Annotated in this window: 21 protein-coding genes; 17 read left to right on the forward strand and 4 right to left on the reverse strand. The window is 72.4% G+C overall.

From position 1 onward, the window contains the following. Window positions 1–96: 96 nt before the first annotated feature. The 6 genes from ACFWUQ_RS03720 (at window position 97) to ACFWUQ_RS03745 (ending at window position 2,825) form a co-directional block, all read left to right on the forward strand. Complete coding sequence (locus ACFWUQ_RS03720; protein WP_384532222.1) at window positions 97–576, forward strand: Asp23/Gls24 family envelope stress response protein; 480 nt, start codon at window positions 97–99, stop codon at window positions 574–576. A gap of 70 nt (window positions 577–646) precedes the next feature. Then, window positions 647–826 (forward strand): hypothetical protein, encoded by a 180-nt coding sequence (locus ACFWUQ_RS03725; RefSeq protein WP_384532225.1) that lies wholly within the window; start codon window positions 647–649, stop codon window positions 824–826. After that, window positions 823–1,218 carry an Asp23/Gls24 family envelope stress response protein gene (locus ACFWUQ_RS03730; protein ID WP_384532227.1) on the forward strand — a complete coding sequence of 132 codons (396 nt, stop codon included), beginning with the start codon at window positions 823–825 and terminating at the stop codon, window positions 1,216–1,218. Before ACFWUQ_RS03725 ends, ACFWUQ_RS03730 begins: the two co-directional genes overlap by 4 nt. Before the next feature lie 35 nt (window positions 1,219–1,253). After that, complete coding sequence (locus ACFWUQ_RS03735; protein WP_384532229.1) at window positions 1,254–1,904, forward strand: DUF6286 domain-containing protein; 651 nt, start codon at window positions 1,254–1,256, stop codon at window positions 1,902–1,904. Window positions 1,905–1,923: 19 nt separating this feature from the next. Beyond that, window positions 1,924–2,529 (forward strand): alkaline shock response membrane anchor protein AmaP, encoded by a 606-nt coding sequence (locus tag ACFWUQ_RS03740; protein ID WP_384532232.1) that lies wholly within the window; start codon window positions 1,924–1,926, stop codon window positions 2,527–2,529. A gap of 122 nt (window positions 2,530–2,651) precedes the next feature. Next, entirely contained in the window at window positions 2,652–2,825 is a 174-nt protein-coding gene (locus tag ACFWUQ_RS03745) for a CsbD family protein (RefSeq protein ID WP_384532235.1), read from the forward strand. A 115-nt stretch (window positions 2,826–2,940) separates the two neighbouring features. Here the strand turns inward: ACFWUQ_RS03745 and ACFWUQ_RS03750 are convergent, their stop codons facing one another. Both ACFWUQ_RS03750 and ACFWUQ_RS03755 read right to left on the reverse strand, forming a co-directional pair. Further along, the gene (locus ACFWUQ_RS03750) at window positions 2,941–4,125 is read right to left on the reverse strand and encodes an SRPBCC family protein (protein WP_384532238.1); all 1,185 of its coding nucleotides are present in this window, start codon (window positions 4,123–4,125) and stop codon (window positions 2,941–2,943) included. Between the two features lie 3 nt (window positions 4,126–4,128). Next, window positions 4,129–5,127 (reverse strand): histone protein, encoded by a 999-nt coding sequence (locus ACFWUQ_RS03755; RefSeq protein ID WP_384532241.1) that lies wholly within the window; start codon window positions 5,125–5,127, stop codon window positions 4,129–4,131. A 219-nt stretch (window positions 5,128–5,346) separates the two neighbouring features. Here ACFWUQ_RS03755 and ACFWUQ_RS03760 point away from each other — a divergent pair, with 219 nt between their 5' ends. The 10 genes from ACFWUQ_RS03760 to ACFWUQ_RS03805 all read left to right on the forward strand — a co-directional run bounded on the left by ACFWUQ_RS03760 (window position 5,347) and on the right by ACFWUQ_RS03805 (window position 12,236). Continuing rightward, window positions 5,347–5,721, forward strand: coding sequence for a gas vesicle protein (locus ACFWUQ_RS03760; RefSeq protein ID WP_384532244.1), 375 nt, complete (start codon window positions 5,347–5,349; stop codon window positions 5,719–5,721). A 28-nt stretch (window positions 5,722–5,749) separates the two neighbouring features. Then, window positions 5,750–6,223, forward strand: coding sequence for a gas vesicle protein GvpJ (gene gvpJ / locus ACFWUQ_RS03765; RefSeq protein ID WP_384532247.1), 474 nt, complete (start codon window positions 5,750–5,752; stop codon window positions 6,221–6,223). 3 nt (window positions 6,224–6,226) lie between these two features. After that, window positions 6,227–6,946 (forward strand): GvpL/GvpF family gas vesicle protein, encoded by a 720-nt coding sequence (locus tag ACFWUQ_RS03770; protein WP_384532250.1) that lies wholly within the window; start codon window positions 6,227–6,229, stop codon window positions 6,944–6,946. Window positions 6,947–6,979: 33 nt separating this feature from the next. Continuing rightward, window positions 6,980–7,228, forward strand: coding sequence for a gas vesicle protein GvpG (locus ACFWUQ_RS03775; RefSeq protein ID WP_384532253.1), 249 nt, complete (start codon window positions 6,980–6,982; stop codon window positions 7,226–7,228). A gap of 27 nt (window positions 7,229–7,255) precedes the next feature. Next, the gene (locus tag ACFWUQ_RS03780; protein WP_384532256.1) at window positions 7,256–7,732 is read left to right on the forward strand and encodes a gas vesicle protein; all 477 of its coding nucleotides are present in this window, start codon (window positions 7,256–7,258) and stop codon (window positions 7,730–7,732) included. Then, a complete protein-coding gene (locus tag ACFWUQ_RS03785) occupies window positions 7,729–8,586 on the forward strand; it encodes a GvpL/GvpF family gas vesicle protein (protein ID WP_384532259.1) in 858 nt (285 codons plus the stop codon). The genes ACFWUQ_RS03780 and ACFWUQ_RS03785 overlap by 4 nt, the downstream gene beginning before the upstream one ends. Then, window positions 8,583–8,801, forward strand: coding sequence for a gas vesicle protein (locus ACFWUQ_RS03790; RefSeq protein ID WP_384532262.1), 219 nt, complete (start codon window positions 8,583–8,585; stop codon window positions 8,799–8,801). Before ACFWUQ_RS03785 ends, ACFWUQ_RS03790 begins: the two co-directional genes overlap by 4 nt. A gap of 164 nt (window positions 8,802–8,965) precedes the next feature. Continuing rightward, window positions 8,966–9,304, forward strand: a complete 339-nt coding sequence (locus ACFWUQ_RS03795) for a gas vesicle protein K (protein ID WP_384532265.1) — start codon at window positions 8,966–8,968, stop codon at window positions 9,302–9,304. 142 nt (window positions 9,305–9,446) lie between these two features. After that, complete coding sequence (locus tag ACFWUQ_RS03800) at window positions 9,447–9,908, forward strand: hypothetical protein (protein WP_384532268.1); 462 nt, start codon at window positions 9,447–9,449, stop codon at window positions 9,906–9,908. A gap of 81 nt (window positions 9,909–9,989) precedes the next feature. Continuing rightward, entirely contained in the window at window positions 9,990–12,236 is a 2,247-nt protein-coding gene (locus tag ACFWUQ_RS03805; RefSeq protein WP_384532271.1) for a tetratricopeptide repeat protein, read from the forward strand. A 90-nt stretch (window positions 12,237–12,326) separates the two neighbouring features. Here ACFWUQ_RS03805 and ACFWUQ_RS03810 read toward each other — a convergent pair whose 3' ends face one another. Continuing rightward, window positions 12,327–13,034: a TetR/AcrR family transcriptional regulator gene (locus tag ACFWUQ_RS03810; RefSeq protein WP_384532273.1), complete on the reverse strand. Its 708-nt coding sequence runs from the start codon at window positions 13,032–13,034 to the stop codon at window positions 12,327–12,329. 120 nt (window positions 13,035–13,154) lie between these two features. Here ACFWUQ_RS03810 and ACFWUQ_RS03815 point away from each other — a divergent pair, with 120 nt between their 5' ends. Continuing rightward, complete coding sequence (locus ACFWUQ_RS03815; RefSeq protein ID WP_384532276.1) at window positions 13,155–14,789, forward strand: amidohydrolase; 1,635 nt, start codon at window positions 13,155–13,157, stop codon at window positions 14,787–14,789. Here ACFWUQ_RS03815 and ACFWUQ_RS03820 read toward each other — a convergent pair. After that, window positions 14,756–15,928, reverse strand: coding sequence for a LacI family DNA-binding transcriptional regulator (locus ACFWUQ_RS03820; RefSeq protein WP_384532279.1), 1,173 nt, complete (start codon window positions 15,926–15,928; stop codon window positions 14,756–14,758). The two genes, ACFWUQ_RS03815 and ACFWUQ_RS03820, sit on opposite strands and share 34 nt — an antisense overlap. Window positions 15,929–16,023: the final 95 nt, after the last annotated feature.

Here is a 16,023-nt window from a genome sequence, read left to right on the forward strand (position 1 = left end):
CGCGCCGCACGAGCCGGATGAGGATTTCCGCCGGGGTGTGTCCAAAGCATGAGGGCACCGCACCGGTGCCCGGACGGACACCCTGGGGAGGTCCTCATGTCGGACACCATCAACCCCCTCGCGGGCGGGAGCGAGTCCCGCCCGGCCGGTAAGGCCCTCACCGGCCGTACCGGCGCGGGGACGGCTCCCGAGACGCGGGGCCGGACGACCATCGCCGACAGCGTCGTCGAGAAGATCGCGGGCATGGCCACCCGCGAGGTCCCGGGCATCCACAGCCTCGGCTCGGGCATGGCCCGCACGCTGGGGGCGGTGAAGGAGAAGGTCCCGGGCGGGCGTCCCAGCGTGACGCGCGGCGTGAAGGTCGAGGTGGGCGAACGGCAGGCCGCCGTCGATCTCGACGTGGTCGTGGAGTACGGCGTCGCCATCGTGGACATCGCCGCCGACGTCCGCACCAGCGTCATCACGGCTGTGGAACGCATGACCGGCCTGGAGGTCGTCGAAGTGAACATCGTCGTCGACGACGTCCACCTGCCGGACGAACCGGACGACGAGGAAGCCGAGGGCCGCGTGCAGTGACCCCCTTTTCCGGCCCCCGGCATCCGCCGACGGGCAGCGAAGCGATCGACGTGAGATACAGGTGAGTGAGATGAGCGCAGCAACCACGGGTCTGCTTGCCGGCATGGCCCTGGGATTCGCCGCCTTCTTCGGCGGCTTCTGGGCATTCCTGCTCGTGGCGTTCCTGGGCCTGGTGGGCCTGATCATCGGCCGCATGCTGCAGGGTGACCTGGAGCTCTCCGACTTCACGCGCTCCCGGGACCGGCAGTGACCCCGCTGCCCGACGCCTCCTCCCCCGGTGCGGACGCGCGGCCGGTCCTGCCGGCCGCCGAACGCGGCGCCACGGTGATCCCGGACAAGGTGGTGGCCCGTATCGCGGCCCGCGCCGCGCGGGAGGCTCTGGCCACGCAGGCCGATACGTCGGCCGCACAGGTGAGCCTGGCCGCTCCGCACGCTTCGGTCACGGTCGGGAGCGGTACGGCGCGGCTGGGACTGACCCTGGACCTGCCGTACCCGATCGACCTCGCCCGTGCCTCCCGCGAGGTGCAGCAGTACGTCAGCGAGCGGGTCGCCCATCTGACCGGGATGCGGGTCACGGAAGTCACCCTCGCCATCGAGCACCTGGTTCCCTCCGGCGGCCAGGGGGACCGGCGCGTGCAGTGAACCGGTCCGCAGGCACACCGGGAAGGAGAGCCGGTATGGAACGGGACCAAGACCACCCGGCCGAGACGGAGCGGGTCACCACGACCGACAAGGCCGACCCCCGCACGGTGGGGCAACCGGCGAGGCAGGCCCCGGCCGGTCCGCGGCCGCGCGTCGGGCGCCCGTGGTCCGCGCGCCGGATACCCGCCGCGCTGACCGCCCTGCTCATCGGAGCCGCGGCGGGGATCCTTCTGTTCGACCTCGTCAGGGTCCGTACCGGCAGGCCCGCCGCGGCCTGGCGCACGGACCTGGCCGACGAACTGGCCACACGCCCGCTGGACGACCTCTGGATACGGATCGGCGCGGCCGTCATCGGCCTCCTCGGCCTCTGGCTCCTCGTACTGGCACTCACCCCCGGTCTGCGCCACCGGATGCCCCTCCGGTCCCCCGATCCGCGGATGCGCTGCCTGCTGGACCGCGACGCCGCGGAACTGCGTCTGCGCGATGCCGCCATGCGCGTCCCCGGGGTCAGTGCGGCCAGAGTGCATGTGTCCCAGCGCCGCGTCGGGGCCCGGGCGGACGTGCGTTTCCGCTCCCCCGCCGACGTCAAGGCCGACCTCCAGGTGGCGCTGCGGGAGGAACTCGACCGGCTCGCCCTGGCGCGCCGCCCCGGGCTGGCCGTACGGGTACGTCCGCGCGAGAAGTGACAGACAGGAAACGGATCCCATGAAGAGGAAATCGGCGATCAACCGAGTCCTGCTGGCCCTGACCGGCATCGTCCTGCTCGGCTCGGGCATCCTGGTCCTGACCGGCAGCTTCGACCTGTACCGGCGCTGGCGGATGACACCGACCGACGGGTGGCCGTTGACCACGCCCCGCCACGTCCTGCTCGGCGCCGCCGACCGCACCCGCTGGACGGCCCAGGGGTGGTGGTGGCCCGTGGTCATCGCCGCTCTGGCCCTGGTCGTCCTGCTCGCCCTGTGGTGGCTCCTGGCGCAACTGCGGCGCGCGCACCCCGGCCACGTACCGCTGGGTGGACCACCCCCCGTGGACGGTGTGGAGCTGCGCGAGGGCGCCCTCAGTGACGCGCTGGCCGCCGACGTGGGACAGCAGCCCGGTGTGCACCGGGCCCGGGCCCGGATGGCCGGCTCGGCCAAGCATCCGGAGGCCTACCTCGACCTCACCCTGACCCCCGACGGTGAGCCCCGCTCCGTCCTGCAGGCGCTGGGCGACGGCCCCCTGGAGCGCGTCCGCCGCTCCACGGGCCGGATGCGGCTCCCGGCGACGGTGCAACTGCGGGCGACGCCGCACAAGGCCCACCGCGCCGACTGAGGCAGGGCCCGTCCGCACGCGCGGCCCGATCAGGGAGCAAGCGACCATTTAGGCAGATAGTTCGCTTAAAGGGCTTGCTGGGGGGTAGGGAAGAAACGCACATGGTGTGGGAGGTGAGAGAGATGGCGGCAGGCAAGAAGGTCAAGAACATGGCGAAGAAGACCAAGGGAAAGGTGGAGGAGACCACCGGCCGGGCTGTCGGCAACGAGAGCCTGGAGGCGAAGGGGGCTCGCAAGCAGATGGCGGGCGACGCGAAGCAGACCGTGCAGAAGGCCAAGGACACCCTGAAGCACTGATCCCCCGGCCGGCACTGATCCCTCAGGCCGTGGGGACCGGACACCGTCGAGAAGGGCCGACGTCCTGTCGGCCCTTCTCGACGTCGCGCGGCCCTCGACCGGCACCCGTACGCCCCTACCGGCGGCGCCGGCGCCGTGGGCGGCTCTCCTCCTCGGCTTCGCCGGCTTCGTCCTCGCCTCCCCCGTCGTCATCCTCGTATGCGTCATCCTCCTCGTACTCCGCCTCCTCGCCGTCCTCCGCCTCCTCGTCCTCGCCCTCAGCCTCCTCGTCCTCGTCGGGTGCGTCCTCGTCCTCGTACGCGCCGTCCTCGTCGTCGTAACTCCCGTCGTCCTCCTCGTCCTCCTCGTCCTCCTCGTCCTCCTCGTCCGGCTCTCCCTCCTCGGACTCCTCGTCTCCCTCGGCCTCCTCGGCCTCTTCGCCTTCCTCGTACTCACCCTCCGCCTCGTCCGCGTCCTCGCCTTCCTCCTCACTCTCCTCGTCCAGGGCCTCCTCGTGGGTGCGGACCACTTCGCCGTCCCGGATCTCGCCACGCCAGCCTTCCGGCTCGTCGGTGCTGAGTGATACGTGACGCAGGAAGTGCTTGAGGTCCAGGCGCAGGCGGCGGCCCTGGGCGCGCCACAGGTTGCCGGTCTTCTCGAAGAGGCCGGAGGGGTAGTACTCCACGACCACGACGAGCCGGGTCAGCGACGGAGTGAGCTCGTGGAAGCTGACGCAGCCGCGGGTCGTTCCCTTGGCTCCCTCGGAGGTCCACACGATCCGCTCGTCGGGTACCTGCTCCTGCACGGTCGCTTTCCATCCGCGCGTCGAGGGACCGACTTTGACCTTCCAGTCACTGGTGGTGTCGTCGTTGCGCGAAACGTCGCGGACTCCCTTGGCGAAGCCGCTGAAGTCCTCGTACTGCGTCCAGTGGTCGTACACGGTGCGGAGCGGTAGGCCGACGTCGATGAACTCGATGATGTTGACGACCTTGCCGCCGCTCTTACGGCCCTTCTTGCCCTTGCCGAAGAGCTGCGAAGCAGCGTCGGTCACCTTGTCCTTGAGCCCGCTGAACTTCTGGCCCACCATGGCCTTCACCGCCGAGTCGCCCTGCAGCATCCGCCCGCCGACACCGGCGACGTCGGAGAGCTTGCCGTTGCCCTGCGCCACGTCCTGGAGTTGGTCGGTCACCTCCCCCAGCTTCCCCGACGCCTTGTCCGCGAGCTGCTCGGCCTGGGCTCCGAGGAACGAGGTGACCTCTTCCAGCAGTTGGTCCAGCCCCGACTTCGATTCCTGCGCGCTGGCGCGTTCTGACTGTGCCATGACCTACCTCCGCGTGGACGGCTTGCGGCCCGGCGTCTTCTTCGCGGCCGTCTTACGTGCGGGAGTACGCGTCGCGGTCTTCTTCGCCGGCGCCGTCTTCCGTGCGGGAGTACGCGCCGCGCTCTTCTTCGCCGCGGACTTCTTGGCGGGCGCCTTCTGTGCGGGCGCCTTCTTGGCTGCGCTCTTGGACGGTGCGGGGGCCTTCTTGGCGGCGGCGGATCGCGGTGCGGCCTTTTCCGCAGCACCCTTCTTCGCCGGTGCCTTCTTGGCCGCGGCCTTCTTCGCCGGCGCCGCCTTCTTGGCGGGCGCGGCGGGCTGGGAGGGGCGCGGTCGCCTCGCGCTCTTACGGGAGGGCGCTTCGGAGCTGGTGCGCGCGCGGGTCGGCGGCCGGCCGCGCCTGCGGGGCGGCGGCTCCTCCTCGGGCTCCTCGTCCTGAGGCTCCTCGTCCTCAGGCTCCTCGTCCGCGGGTTCCTCGTCGGGCTCTTCCTCGTCCTCGCCCTCTTCCTCGCCTTCCTCCTCGGGCTCTTCCTCCTCCTCTCCGTCCTCCTCGTCCTCCTCCGGGCCCTCCTCGTCGGCGTAGTCCTCCTCGTCCTCGCCCTCGTCCTGCCCTTCGTCCTCGGATTCGTACGCGCCCTCGTCCTCGTCCTCGTCCTCGTAGGGCTCCTCGTCGTCCTTCGTCCCGCGGCCCCCACCGGCCAGGCCGAGGGTCCGGGTGTGGAGCGAGTCGGCGAGCTCGGCGAGCTTGCGGTCCGCCGCGGCTCCGAGCGCCTTCTTGCCGGCGTCCAGGGCTTCGCCGCGCAGCTGGTCGCTGATTTCGGCGAACTGGGGCATCTCCTTGAGCTTGCCGAGCCCCTGCGTCATGAGCTGGCCCGGCTCAAGGCCGAAGCGGCGGCCGGCGAGGTACGTGGCCACCGTGAAAGCGAGGCGGCCCTTCTTCGTTCGTCCGAGTACATAGCCCCCGGCCACGGCGGCCGCGAGCGCGATTTTCGCTGAGTCCTGCATGAGCTGATCCCTTCACCAGGGCGCTGCGGGGTTGTGCGTCGCCGCCCAGGCACACCGTCCGGGCCTGCGGAGTGGGCCGGTCGGCGTCCTGCGCCGACGGCCGAAGAGACGGCCATTGCCAGGCGGTCCGTAGTCCGCCTACCCCCGAAACAAGCGTTATGTCCCTATATGATGAAATTATAGTTTCAGCAAGCTGTGTTCCCCCAGTGGAGTGACCACATGGCCGCAGCAGAACCCCAACGTCCGAGGAGAGCCCGCCCCCGCCCGGCCGCCGACGCGGAGGAGCCGGAGCGGCCGCCGGCGCGTCGCGCGTCCTCCGAGCGGCGGTCAGGGGTTCCCGACGCGGCCGCGGCGATGCGTTCCGCGGCCGGGCAACTGGCCCAACTCCTCGGGAGGCCGCCCGACTCCGTCTCGTCGCTCAAGCCGACCGAGGACGGCTGGGAGGCACAGGTGGAAGTGGTGGAACTAGAGCGCATCCCCGATACGACCAGCGTAATGGCCAGCTACAAGGTCGCCCTGGGGCCCGAGGGACAGCTGGTCTCCTACGAACGAACCCGCCGGTACAGCCGAGGCATGATCGACCGGCCGACCTGAGGACGGGCAGCCCGGGAAAGGAGGCGTCATGACCATGGTGCCGCAGAGCGGCAGCGGCGTAAGCAGGGGCGGAAGCAGCGCGGGTGGCAGCAGTAGCAGCCTCTATGACGTGTTGGAGCTCATTCTGGACCGCGGTCTGGTCATCGACGTTTTCGTCCGCATCTCGGTGGTGGGCATCGAACTCATCAAGATCGACGCCCGCATCGTCGTGGCCAGCGTCGACACCTACCTGCGGTTCGCCGAAGCATGCAACCGCCTCGATCTCGAAGCGGGCCGCAAGGCGCCCGCCCAGCTCCCCGAGGTGGTCGGGACCATGATGGAGGGCGGCGCCCGCGGCAAGACAAAGGGCGCGCTCGGCGGGGCGGTCGACGCGGTGACCGAGTCCCTGAGCAGCCGTTCCGCCAAGCGGGAGGAGCGCGAGGAGGAGGAAGCGGTCGAGGAGGAAGCGGCCCCGAGGAAGCGGCGTCCCGCCCGGCGCCCGGTCCGGCGGGAGAGGGAGTAACCGATGGTGCTCTACGTGTACGCGATCACCGGCAAGGACCATCCCCACCGCCTCGACGGCCTGACCGGCGTAGGTTCCGACCCCTCACCCGTGCGTACGGTCGCCGCCGGACCCCTGTGCGCGGTGGTCAGCGACATCTCCGAGGAGGTCCGGCCCAAGCGCAGGGACCTCCAGGCGCATCAGCAGGTGCTGGAGTCCTTGATGGCCGACGCCGTCGTCCTGCCGCTGCAGTTCGGCTACTTCGCCTCCGACGACGAGGCCGTCCAGCAGGCTCTGGAAGAGGAGACGGACAGGTACCTCGCGACGCTCGCGCGGCTCGACGGCTGCGCCGAGTACCACGTCAGGGCATCGCAGGCGGACGAGGACGAACTGCTGCGCCGGATCCTGCGGGATGTACCCGAGGCGAGGGAACTGAACGAGCAGATCCGCGCCGGCGCGCAGGACCCCCAGCTCCCCCTCGCGCTCGGGGAGCTGATCGCCCGCGAAGTGCAGGAACGGCAGGACGCGCTCGCGGCGGGACTCGTCGAGGCGCTGATCCCCTACGGCCGGGAGCACACCACCCATCCGCCCTCCAGCCCCGACTTCCTCAACCTGTCGCTGCTGGTGCCCCATGACCGGACGGAAGAATTCCTGGCGGCGCAAGCCGGACTCGCTCGGCAGATCGAGGGCGGCGTCGACTTCCGGCTCACCGGCCCGCTGCCCCCGTACAGCTTCGTTCAGTGACCGGGAACAGACACCAGGAAGGAGGACACGGACATGGGACTGCTGTCGCAACTCTTCACCCTTCCCGTCGCACCGGTGCGGGCCGTGCTGTGGGCAGCCCAGCGGGTCGCGGACAAGGCCGAGGACGAGTACTACGACCCGGCCCCCGTGTGGCGCGAGCTCGCCGACCTGGAACGGCGTCTGCTGGCAGGCGAGATCGACCAGGACATGTTCGACCGCCGGGAGGACGAGCTGATCGACCGGCTCACAGAAATCGCAGAGTTCCGCCGGCAATTCTCCTGACGGGGATGGGGAAACGAGGTCGTCATCGTGTCTGAGCCACTACCCGGCCGACTCGGCTCCTTCCCGTCCCGCGCGGCCCCGGCGCCGTACGGGCAGAGCACCTCAAGCCTCGCCGACATCCTGGAAAGGGTCCTGGACAAGGGAATCGTCATCGCCGGGGACATCCGCATCAACCTCCTCGACATCGAACTGTTGACGATCAAACTCCGCATTCTGGTCGCCTCCGTGGACAAGGCGAAGGAGATGGGCATCGACTGGTGGGAGCACGACCCGTCGCTCTCCTCACGCCATACCGGCAGTCCTCTCGAACAGGAGAACCGCCGCCTGCGCGCCGAGCTGGAGGCCCTGCGCCGCGATCGCCTCGACGGCGAGGAGTTCCCGCCGCGCGCCGCCGCTGAGGAGCGCGGGGAGTTCGAGGAGTCCGAGGGATACGAGGAACCGGACGCATACGGAGAACCCGGGAGAGGTACGGGCGGCGGGACCGCCCGGAGGCGCCGGCCATGACCACGTCCGACGACGCCCTCACCTACGTCTACGCGGCGGCGCCCCTCACGGCCGACCTCCGCGACGTCCTGCGGGGCCTGCGAGGGATCTACGGAGCCCCGGTCCTGTTCGTCCCCGCGCCGCCCGGCACCGGCCGCGGCGACCCACCGGCGGCCCTCGCCTTCGCCACCAGTCGCGTACCGCGGCGGGACTTCAGCGAAAGCGCGTTGAAGAACCACTTCGAGGACCTGGAATGGCTTGAGGGTGTGGCCCGGGCGCATCACGACGTCGTACAGGCGCTCTCCACCCGCACCACGGTCCTCCCCCTGCGCATGGCCACCGTCTACCAGGACGACGACCGCGCCGCCCAGGCGCTCGCCGAGCAGTACGAGGCCTTCGCCGAAAGGCTCGCCCGGCTCACCGGCCACACCGAGTTCGGGGTGAAGATCTACCTCGCGCCCTCCGCGTCCCCCGCCGCCGGCGCCGACACCGGGACCGGGGCCGGCGCCGCCACCAGCCCGGGCAAGGCGTACCTCCAGCGCCGCAAGGCCCAGCACAACGCCCAGGAAGCCGTGTACAGCCAAGCGCAGCGAGCGGCGGAGACCGTGGGCGCCATCGCCTCCCGGTACGCCTCGCAGCACGCACGACACCCCACCCAGCGCGGGGCCCTGACCGGTCCGGGCGAGAACGTGGTCAACGACGCCTACCTCGTCCCGGACCCGTACGGGGAGCCCTTCCGCGCCGCCGTCGAAGAGGCCGTCAGCGCCTTCGACGGGGTGCGCGTCGAAGTGACCGGGCCCTGGGCTCCCTACTCCTTCGCCATGCCGCCGGCCGAGCACCAGCACCCGACCGCCGGCGAGGAGCGCGGCCCATGACTCCCGCAGAGTACGGAGAGCCGCTGCCCGGGCGCCAAGTGGCGCTGGTGGACCTGCTGGACCGGCTGCTCAGCGGCGGGGTGGTCATCACCGGCGATATCGTTCTGACCATCGCCGACATCGATCTCGTGCGCATCTCACTGCGCGCGCTCATCGTGTCCGTCAGCTCGGAGACCCGGCCGGTTACGGGAAGCCCGGGAGGGCCGCCGCGATGACGGCGCCACGCCCGGAGAGGGCCCCCGACCCGCCGACGCACCGCGATCCGCCGACGCGCCGCGATCCGCCGACCCGCCGCGACCGGCGTACGCACAGCGATCCGCCGACGCACCGAGACCGGCCGACGCATCGCGATCCCGGCCTCGCGGATGTCGGTGACTCGATGTCGCGAGCCTTCCAGCTCATCCAGGCACCCCCGACGCCGCACCGCACGCCGCCGCGCCCGGCCCACCGCATGTACACCGACCGCGACACGGTGGAGGAGGACCTGCTCAAACTGGTCCTCACCCTGGTCGAACTGCTGCGCCAGCTCATCGAGCGCCAGGCACTGCGCCGCGTGGACGCGGGGGACCTCACCGACGAGCAGGAGGAGGAACTGGGAGCCACCCTCATGGCACTCCACGACCGGCTGGCCGACCTGTGCGCCGAGCACGGGTACGCGTTGGAGGACCTCAATCTCGACCTCGGCCCCCTGGGACCTCTCCTTCCGCCGCCGCCCTGACACGGTTCGCTGCGCCCGAGTGGAGTAGAGCCCAGCTCGGCGCCGGGAATCCGGCCGCTCCCCGCGAGATCATCGCGGCAGGGATCGTCAGCGCACCCCAGCAACGAGACGGCCTTGACGGCCGGGATGGAGAAGTACACCGATGACCAGCCAGCACGACGGCAACGAGCCCTCCGCCTCCTCCGGTGAACCGTTGCGGGAGCAGCCCGCACCGGGCGAACCCGGGCGGGCCGACGCCGGGGCGCCGGCCGACGCCGACACCGGGAGCACGGCCAAGGAGAAGACCGCCGCGCTCAAGGACCACACGCTCGCCAGGGCCAAACAGGCCGCCGCCGAGCTCCGCGACAAGGCCGGCCAGGCGACGGAGGCGGCCAAGAGCAGGACACCCGAGCCGCTCCTCACCACGGCGACGCACACCGCGGCGCACGTCCGCGACACCGCATCGCGCGCCGGACATCTCGCCGCCGACAAGACCCCCGACGCCGTCCGCGAGAAGGCCGCCCAGGCGGCGCACGCGGCGGGATCCAAGTGGACTCCCCTGCTCTCGGCGGGGGCCGCCCTCCTCATCTTCCTCCTCGTGCGCCGCATGCGGCGCAGCTGCTGAACACCGCCGGGTTTCGGCATCGCGCCCTGCGGCCGACCGGCAAGCGGCATGCTGGTCGCCGGGCGACGCGAAGGGGGCGACGTGCGGCGAGCGGGAGCACGGGCGGGATCGGCGGCCGCGGCGGGAGCAGCGCTGGTCGCGGCCGGAACGGGTGTGGTCACGAACTACGTGACGGCAGCGGTCCCCGCCTGGGCCCGGGATCCCCGGCTCGTGTGGACCGCGTTCGGTGTCCTGGTCCTGGCGTCGGTCGCCCTGCAACTCCGAGCCAGGAGCACGGACGGCGGCGCGGACCGCGCCCGTCCTCGGCAGCTCCCCCTGGAGCGGGTGCTGGCCGCCGGAAGGCCCGGATCCCTCGCGCCGGCGCACACCGGGGGGCCGGTGCGCGGACGGGACGCCGACCTGGCCGCGCTGCTGGCGATGCCGCGTCGTCCCGATGGCCGGTTCGCGGTGCTGTGCGGCACGGGAGGGGTGGGCAAGACCACCTTGGCCGCTCTCCTGGCCGAGCGGGCCGGTGCCGGGGGCACGCCGGTGTTCTGGGTACCGTGGCGCGACGAGCGCGACCTGGCCGAGCAGATGACGCGCGTCGCGGTTGCCCGCGGGCTTCCGGAAGAACAGCTGGAGGCGGTTCGTGCGGGCCGGGCGAACCTGCCGGACGTGGTGTGGCAGCAGCTCGGTACCGGGCGTCCCTGGCTGCTGGTCGTGGACAATGTCGACCAGCCCGCTGCCATGGGCCCCGGGAGGGAGCCCGTCGCCTCCTACCGCGGCTGGATCCGCCCCGGCGGCAGCGGACTCCTGCTGGTCACCAGCCGGGACACGCACCCCGACACGTGGGGCAGCCGCGCCGTCGTGCACCGCCTGGGTCCCCTCCTACCGGAGGCCGGCGCCCAAGCCCTGCTCGACGGCGCGCCCGGCGCGGGCACCCCGCAGGCCGCGCGGCTGCTCGCCGACCGGCTCGGCGGCCTCCCCCTCGCACTCCACGCCGCCGGCCGCTACCTGGGCACCGTCGCCGGCCGGTACCGCACGTTCACCGCGTACGGGCAGGCTTTGGACCACGAACTGCCCGCGCTGCTCGGCGCCGAGCACCCTGACGCCTCCGACCCGGACGTCGCCCGCCGCCTCGTCCGCCACACCTGGGACCTCTCCCTGGACCAGCTCACCGCCAGTGGCAATACCCGGGCACGCCCCGTCCTGCGCCTGCTGTCGCTGTTCGGCGCCGCACCAGTGCCGTTGTCGCTCATCACCCCGGCGCTCGTGGCGGCGGTCACCGGAGTGGCCGCCACCGCGGCCGACGTCGACGCGGCTATCAACGGCCTGCACACCTACGGTCTCGTGGACGCCCCGGCGACCGGTCCGGGCGAGAGCGACGAGACCCTCGCGCGGGTCTCGCTCCACCCCTTGATCCGTGAGATCTCGGCCCTTGCCCTGACCAGCGAGTCCACCGACCCGCACCGCTGGTACCGGGCTCTCGCCCAGCACATCGTGGCCACGGTGGAGGGCCTGTGCGAGGTAGGCACCGATGACTGGCCCCTGGGCAGGCTTCTGGCGCCTCACGCGCTCGCCCTCACCGAACTCGACGGATGCGGCGACGACCTCGAACTCATCGGCGCCCTGCACTCGTTGGCGCGTCTGCTGAGCACCGCCGGTGAGGCCGCCGAGGTTCTGCGTCTGAGCCGCCGGGCAGCAGCCGCGCGTACGCGCCTCCTGGGCCCGGACCATCCCGACGCACTGAGCAGCATCGACAGCCTGGCCGTCGCGCAGCACAACCTCAGACGGGACGCGGACGCCGTCGAGCTGCACGAGCGGAACCTCGTAGATCGCGTACGCGTCCTCGGACCGGAACACCCGGACACCCTGCGCAGCCGGCACAACCTGGCGAGCGCGCTGGACGGCCTCAACCGTCACGCCGAAGCAGTCGACCTGCACCGCCACAACCTCGCCGACTACACACGGGTGCTGGGGCCGAACCACCCCGATACGTCCAGCAGCCGCAACAACCTGGCCAACGTCCTCAACGACCGGGGCCGCCATCGGGAAGCAGCGGACCTGCACCGCCGGAACCTCGACACCGACGAACGCATTCTGGGCGCGGACCATCCCGTCAGCCTGACCGGGCGCAGCAACCTCGCCATGGCACTGCACCGCCTCGGCCGGCACCCGGAAGCGGTCGCGCAGTTCCAGCGGGTCCTCGACACCCGCACCCGTGTGCTGGGCCCGGACCATCCCGACACCGCGCGCAGCCGTACCGATCTGACCCGCGCGGCGGAGCGTCTGGCGCGGTCGCGACGCTGGTACGCGAGGCCGTGGCGTCGCCTCGGCGGCGGCGGCTGACCGGCGTCGCCGCCTTCCGCCGCACCGGCCGGGGCGGCGCGGCGCTTCCGTAAGTGTCGGGCCGGGGTCTCGGAGGTGGCCGCGGGGTGGTCAGCGGCGCGCGTTCGGGTGCAGGGCGGCCGCGCCGGTGAGGGTGAGTTCCAGGGCGAAGGGGTAGCCGCTGTCGCGCATGTCGGCGGCCAGGAGGGGGAAGGTCGCCGCGATGTTCGGGTGGGTGTCGGCGGGGAGACGGCCGTAGGCGGCGTGCCAGACCTCGGCGTCGGCCGCCGCTGCCGGCGGGGGCAGGGCCGCGGCGGCGGCGTCCTGGGCGGCGAAGGCGAGCGCCTGGTCGACGAAGGCGTGGTAGATCCGTACCGCCACGGCGTCGGGGAAGCCGCCGTCGCGGAGGATGGCGAGGATCGTCTCGACGGCCCGGGTCTCGTGCGGGCGGCCCGTGGTGCGGTGGGCGGCGAGCAGCGCGGCCTGGGGCTGGGCCAGGTACGCGGTGTGGATGCGCAGGCCCATCGCGCGGAGGTCGGCGCGCCAGTCGCCGGTGGCCGTCCAGCCCTCCTGTGCGCGGCCGATGACCTCGTCGGCGAGGGCGAGGAGCAGGGCGTCGGTGTTGCGGAAGTAGCGGTAGAGGGCCGTGGGGTCGGCGCCGAGGGCGGTGCCGAGCCTGCGCACCGAGAGCGCGTTCGCGCCGTGCTGTTCGACGAGACGCAGGGCTGTCTCGATGATCAGGCGTTCGGAGAGGACGGAGCCCGCCCGGGTGGGGCGGCGTCGCCGCCGGCCGGCTTCGGGGACCACGCGTTCGGACATGGGCGGACCTTACGTCAACGCCATTGACGTGTAAACGGCTCTCGGGCTTCGATGGCGTCCGTCACCCGCCACCCCGCCACCCCAAGCCGCCCAGCGCGCACTCATGCAGGGAGCCGCCGCATGCCCCACGCCGATCTGGTCTTCACCGGAGGACCCGTCCTCACCATGGATCCTGCCCGTACCCGGGCCACGTCGCTCGCGGTCACGGGCACGCGCATCGCCGCCGTCGGCCATGACGAGGTACGGGAGCTGATCGGGCCCCGTACCGAAGTGGTGGACCTCGCGGGCCGGCTGCTGCTGCCCGGCTTCCAGGACGCCCACATCCACGCGGTGGGCGGGGGCGTCGAGTTGGCGGAGTGCGATCTGAGCGAGGTCGTCGACGCCGACGTGTACCTGGAGCAGATCCGGTCGTACGCGCGGGCGCACCCGGAGCGGGAGTGGATCACCGGCGGCGGCTGGTCCATGGAGAGCTTCGCCGGCGGGCTGCCGACCCGGCAGCTGCTGGACTCCGCGGTGCCGGACCGGCCGGTGCTGCTCTCCAACCGGGACCACCACGGGGCCTGGGCGAACACGCGGGCCCTCGAACTGGCGGGCCTCACCGCCGCCAGCCCGGATCCGGCCGACGGACGGATGGAGCGCGAGGCGGACGGCTTCCCCAGCGGGATGCTCCAGGAGGGCGCGACGGCACTGGTCGCGCGGCTGGTGCCGCCGAAGACGCCGGAGGACCGGCTCGCGGGCCTGCTGCGGGCGCAGGAGCTACTGCACTCGCTCGGCATCACCGGCTGGCAGGATGCGCTACTCGGCGACTTCAACGGGATGGCGGACCCCTCGACCGCCTATGCGGCCGCGGCGCGCGACGGTTCGCTGACCGCCCGGGTGAGCGGCGCGCTGTGGTGGGACCGCGAGCGCGGCGCCGAGCAGATACCCGCGCTGGTGCGGCGCCGTGAGGAACTGACGTACGGGCGGTTCCGGGCCGGCTCCGTGAAGATCATGCAGGACGGCATCGCGGAGAACTTCACGGCCGCGCTGACCGCTCCGTACCTGGACGGCTGCGGCTGCGCCACCGCGAACAGCGGTCTCAGCTTCGTCGACCCGGACGCCCTCCGCGGCTACGTGACCCAGCTCGACGCCCTCGACTTCCAGGTCCACTTCCACGCGCTCGGCGACCGGGCCGTACGGGAGGCGCTCGACGCGATCGAGGCCGCCGCCGCCGTCAACGGGCGGCGCGGCAACCGGCACCACCTGGCCCACCTCCAGGTCGTCCACCCCGACGACCTGCCGCGCTTCGCGGCGCTCGGCGCCCTCGCGAACATCCAGCCGCTGTGGGCGGCGCACGAGCCGCAGATGGACACGCTGACCATTCCGTTCCTGGGTCCCGAGCGCGCCGCCTGGCAGTACCCCTTCGGAGGGCTGCTGCGGGCGGGCGCCACCCTGGTGGCGGGCAGCGACTGGCCCGTCTCCAGCCCGGATCCGCTCGCGGGCCTCCACGTCGCCGTGAACCGCCAGGAGCCGGGCGCCGCCGACGACCGGGTTTTCCTGCCCGACCAGCGCATCGACCTCCTGTCGGCCATCGCCGCCTACACCGCCGGTTCCGCGCACGTGAACGGGTGCGACGACGCCGGCAGCCTCCTTCCCGGCCACCTGGCCGACCTCGTGGTGCTCGACCGGGACATCCTGGCCGCGCCCCCGGAGGAGATCGCCGAGGCGCGGGTGGAGCGCACCTACGTCGGCGGCGCACTCGTGCACGGCGGCTGAGGAGGCTTCCCGCCGGGCTGCCGAGGTCCCGGGCCGGGCTGCCGTGGTCCCGGTCCCGGCTGCGGGGGCCCCGCGCCCGGCCTCCGAGGTCCGGGCGTCCGGACCGAGGAGGCCCGGACGTCGAGGCGGACCGGCACGATCATCCCGCCGGTCTCCCGCCGCCCGTGCTCCAGTACGGCCACGAGCAGTTCGATCCCGGCCTCCGCGACCGCGTCGGGGCGCAGGCTGAGCGTGGTCACCGGCGGCGCGGTGTGCACGGCGGTCTCGTCCTCGCTGACACAGGCGAGGAGGAGGTCGCCGGGGACGTCGTAGCCGTGGCGGCGGGCCGCGTCCAGGACGAGGGGCGGGCTGGCCTCGGCGACCACGAACAGGCCGTCGGGGCGCTCCGGCCCGGCCGTCAGGGCGGTCTCGACGGCCCGCACGACCGGCCCGTTGCCGGGCTCGGCGGCCCGGACGACCAGCTCCGGCAGCCCGTGCGCGGCGCACCAGTCGCGGTGGGCGGCGAACACCTCGCGGTGGAAGCGGGTGGTGCTGTCGGGGACGACCAGCGCGGGCCGCCGGGCTCCCTGGGCCAGAAAGTGGTCCAGGGTCTGGTGGACGGCGGCGGTCGCGTCGACGTCGACCCAGTGGGCTTCCGGCAGGCCTTCCACGGACCGGTCGCTGAAGACCGGGATGCGGGCGGCGATCAGGTCCTCGACGATCCGGTCGTCGGCGACGGGGTCGGCGACGACCACGGCGTCGAGGGGCAGCGCCGACCACTCGCTCTGCAGCGACCCGGCGGGCAGCAGCACCATCGCGTACCCGCGTCCGAGCGCGCTGGCGGCGGTGGCCCCGGTGAGCCGGGCGAAGTACGGCGACTCCAGGAAGGTCCAGGGGGCGTCGGCCAGCTCGCCGACCACGTATCCGATCAGCCGGGCCCGTCCCGCGCGCAGCTGGCGCGCGGTGGCGTTGGGCCGGTAGCCCATCCTGCGCGCGGTCTCGCGGGCCCGCTCCCGTACGTCGGGGGAGAGCCGGCCGGTGCCGTTGAGCGCCGCCGAGACGGTGGTCTTGGACAGGCCCGCCTCGCGGGCGACGTCGACGAGGCGGACGCGCGGGGTGGGCGGCGAGAGCTGCCCGCCGGGCCCTGGAGCTTCGGTCATGGGACCGATGCTGCCACCCTTACGACCTCCGCAAAACCGTTCCCGCAAACCTCGTCGAAGTCTTGTGCGGGAACGTTCCCGCATCAATACTCGCT

The sequence above is a fragment of the Streptomyces sp. NPDC058662 genome (genome assembly GCF_042716255.1).
In the GTDB taxonomy this organism is placed as follows: domain Bacteria; phylum Actinomycetota; class Actinomycetes; order Streptomycetales; family Streptomycetaceae; genus Streptomyces.

Coding starts and splice junctions, on each gene's coding strand:
- ACFWUQ_RS03720 (WP_384532222.1), top strand. CDS start 97: ATGTCGGACACCATCAACCCCCTCGCGGGCGGGAGCGAGTCCCGCCCG.
- ACFWUQ_RS03725 (WP_384532225.1), top strand. CDS start 647: ATGAGCGCAGCAACCACGGGTCTGCTTGCCGGCATGGCCCTGGGATTC.
- ACFWUQ_RS03735 (WP_384532229.1), top strand. CDS start 1,254: ATGGAACGGGACCAAGACCACCCGGCCGAGACGGAGCGGGTCACCACG.
- ACFWUQ_RS03740 (WP_384532232.1), top strand. CDS start 1,924: ATGAAGAGGAAATCGGCGATCAACCGAGTCCTGCTGGCCCTGACCGGC.
- ACFWUQ_RS03745 (WP_384532235.1), top strand. CDS start 2,652: ATGGCGGCAGGCAAGAAGGTCAAGAACATGGCGAAGAAGACCAAGGGA.
- ACFWUQ_RS03750 (WP_384532238.1), bottom strand. CDS start 4,125: ATGGCACAGTCAGAACGCGCCAGCGCGCAGGAATCGAAGTCGGGGCTG.
- ACFWUQ_RS03755 (WP_384532241.1), bottom strand. CDS start 5,127: ATGCAGGACTCAGCGAAAATCGCGCTCGCGGCCGCCGTGGCCGGGGGC.
- ACFWUQ_RS03760 (WP_384532244.1), top strand. CDS start 5,347: ATGGCCGCAGCAGAACCCCAACGTCCGAGGAGAGCCCGCCCCCGCCCG.
- gvpJ (WP_384532247.1), top strand. CDS start 5,750: ATGACCATGGTGCCGCAGAGCGGCAGCGGCGTAAGCAGGGGCGGAAGC.
- ACFWUQ_RS03770 (WP_384532250.1), top strand. CDS start 6,227: ATGGTGCTCTACGTGTACGCGATCACCGGCAAGGACCATCCCCACCGC.
- ACFWUQ_RS03775 (WP_384532253.1), top strand. CDS start 6,980: ATGGGACTGCTGTCGCAACTCTTCACCCTTCCCGTCGCACCGGTGCGG.
- ACFWUQ_RS03785 (WP_384532259.1), top strand. CDS start 7,729: ATGACCACGTCCGACGACGCCCTCACCTACGTCTACGCGGCGGCGCCC.
- ACFWUQ_RS03790 (WP_384532262.1), top strand. CDS start 8,583: ATGACTCCCGCAGAGTACGGAGAGCCGCTGCCCGGGCGCCAAGTGGCG.
- ACFWUQ_RS03795 (WP_384532265.1), top strand. CDS start 8,966: ATGTCGCGAGCCTTCCAGCTCATCCAGGCACCCCCGACGCCGCACCGC.
- ACFWUQ_RS03800 (WP_384532268.1), top strand. CDS start 9,447: ATGACCAGCCAGCACGACGGCAACGAGCCCTCCGCCTCCTCCGGTGAA.
- ACFWUQ_RS03810 (WP_384532273.1), bottom strand. CDS start 13,034: ATGTCCGAACGCGTGGTCCCCGAAGCCGGCCGGCGGCGACGCCGCCCC.
- ACFWUQ_RS03815 (WP_384532276.1), top strand. CDS start 13,155: ATGCCCCACGCCGATCTGGTCTTCACCGGAGGACCCGTCCTCACCATG.
- ACFWUQ_RS03820 (WP_384532279.1), bottom strand. CDS start 15,928: ATGACCGAAGCTCCAGGGCCCGGCGGGCAGCTCTCGCCGCCCACCCCG.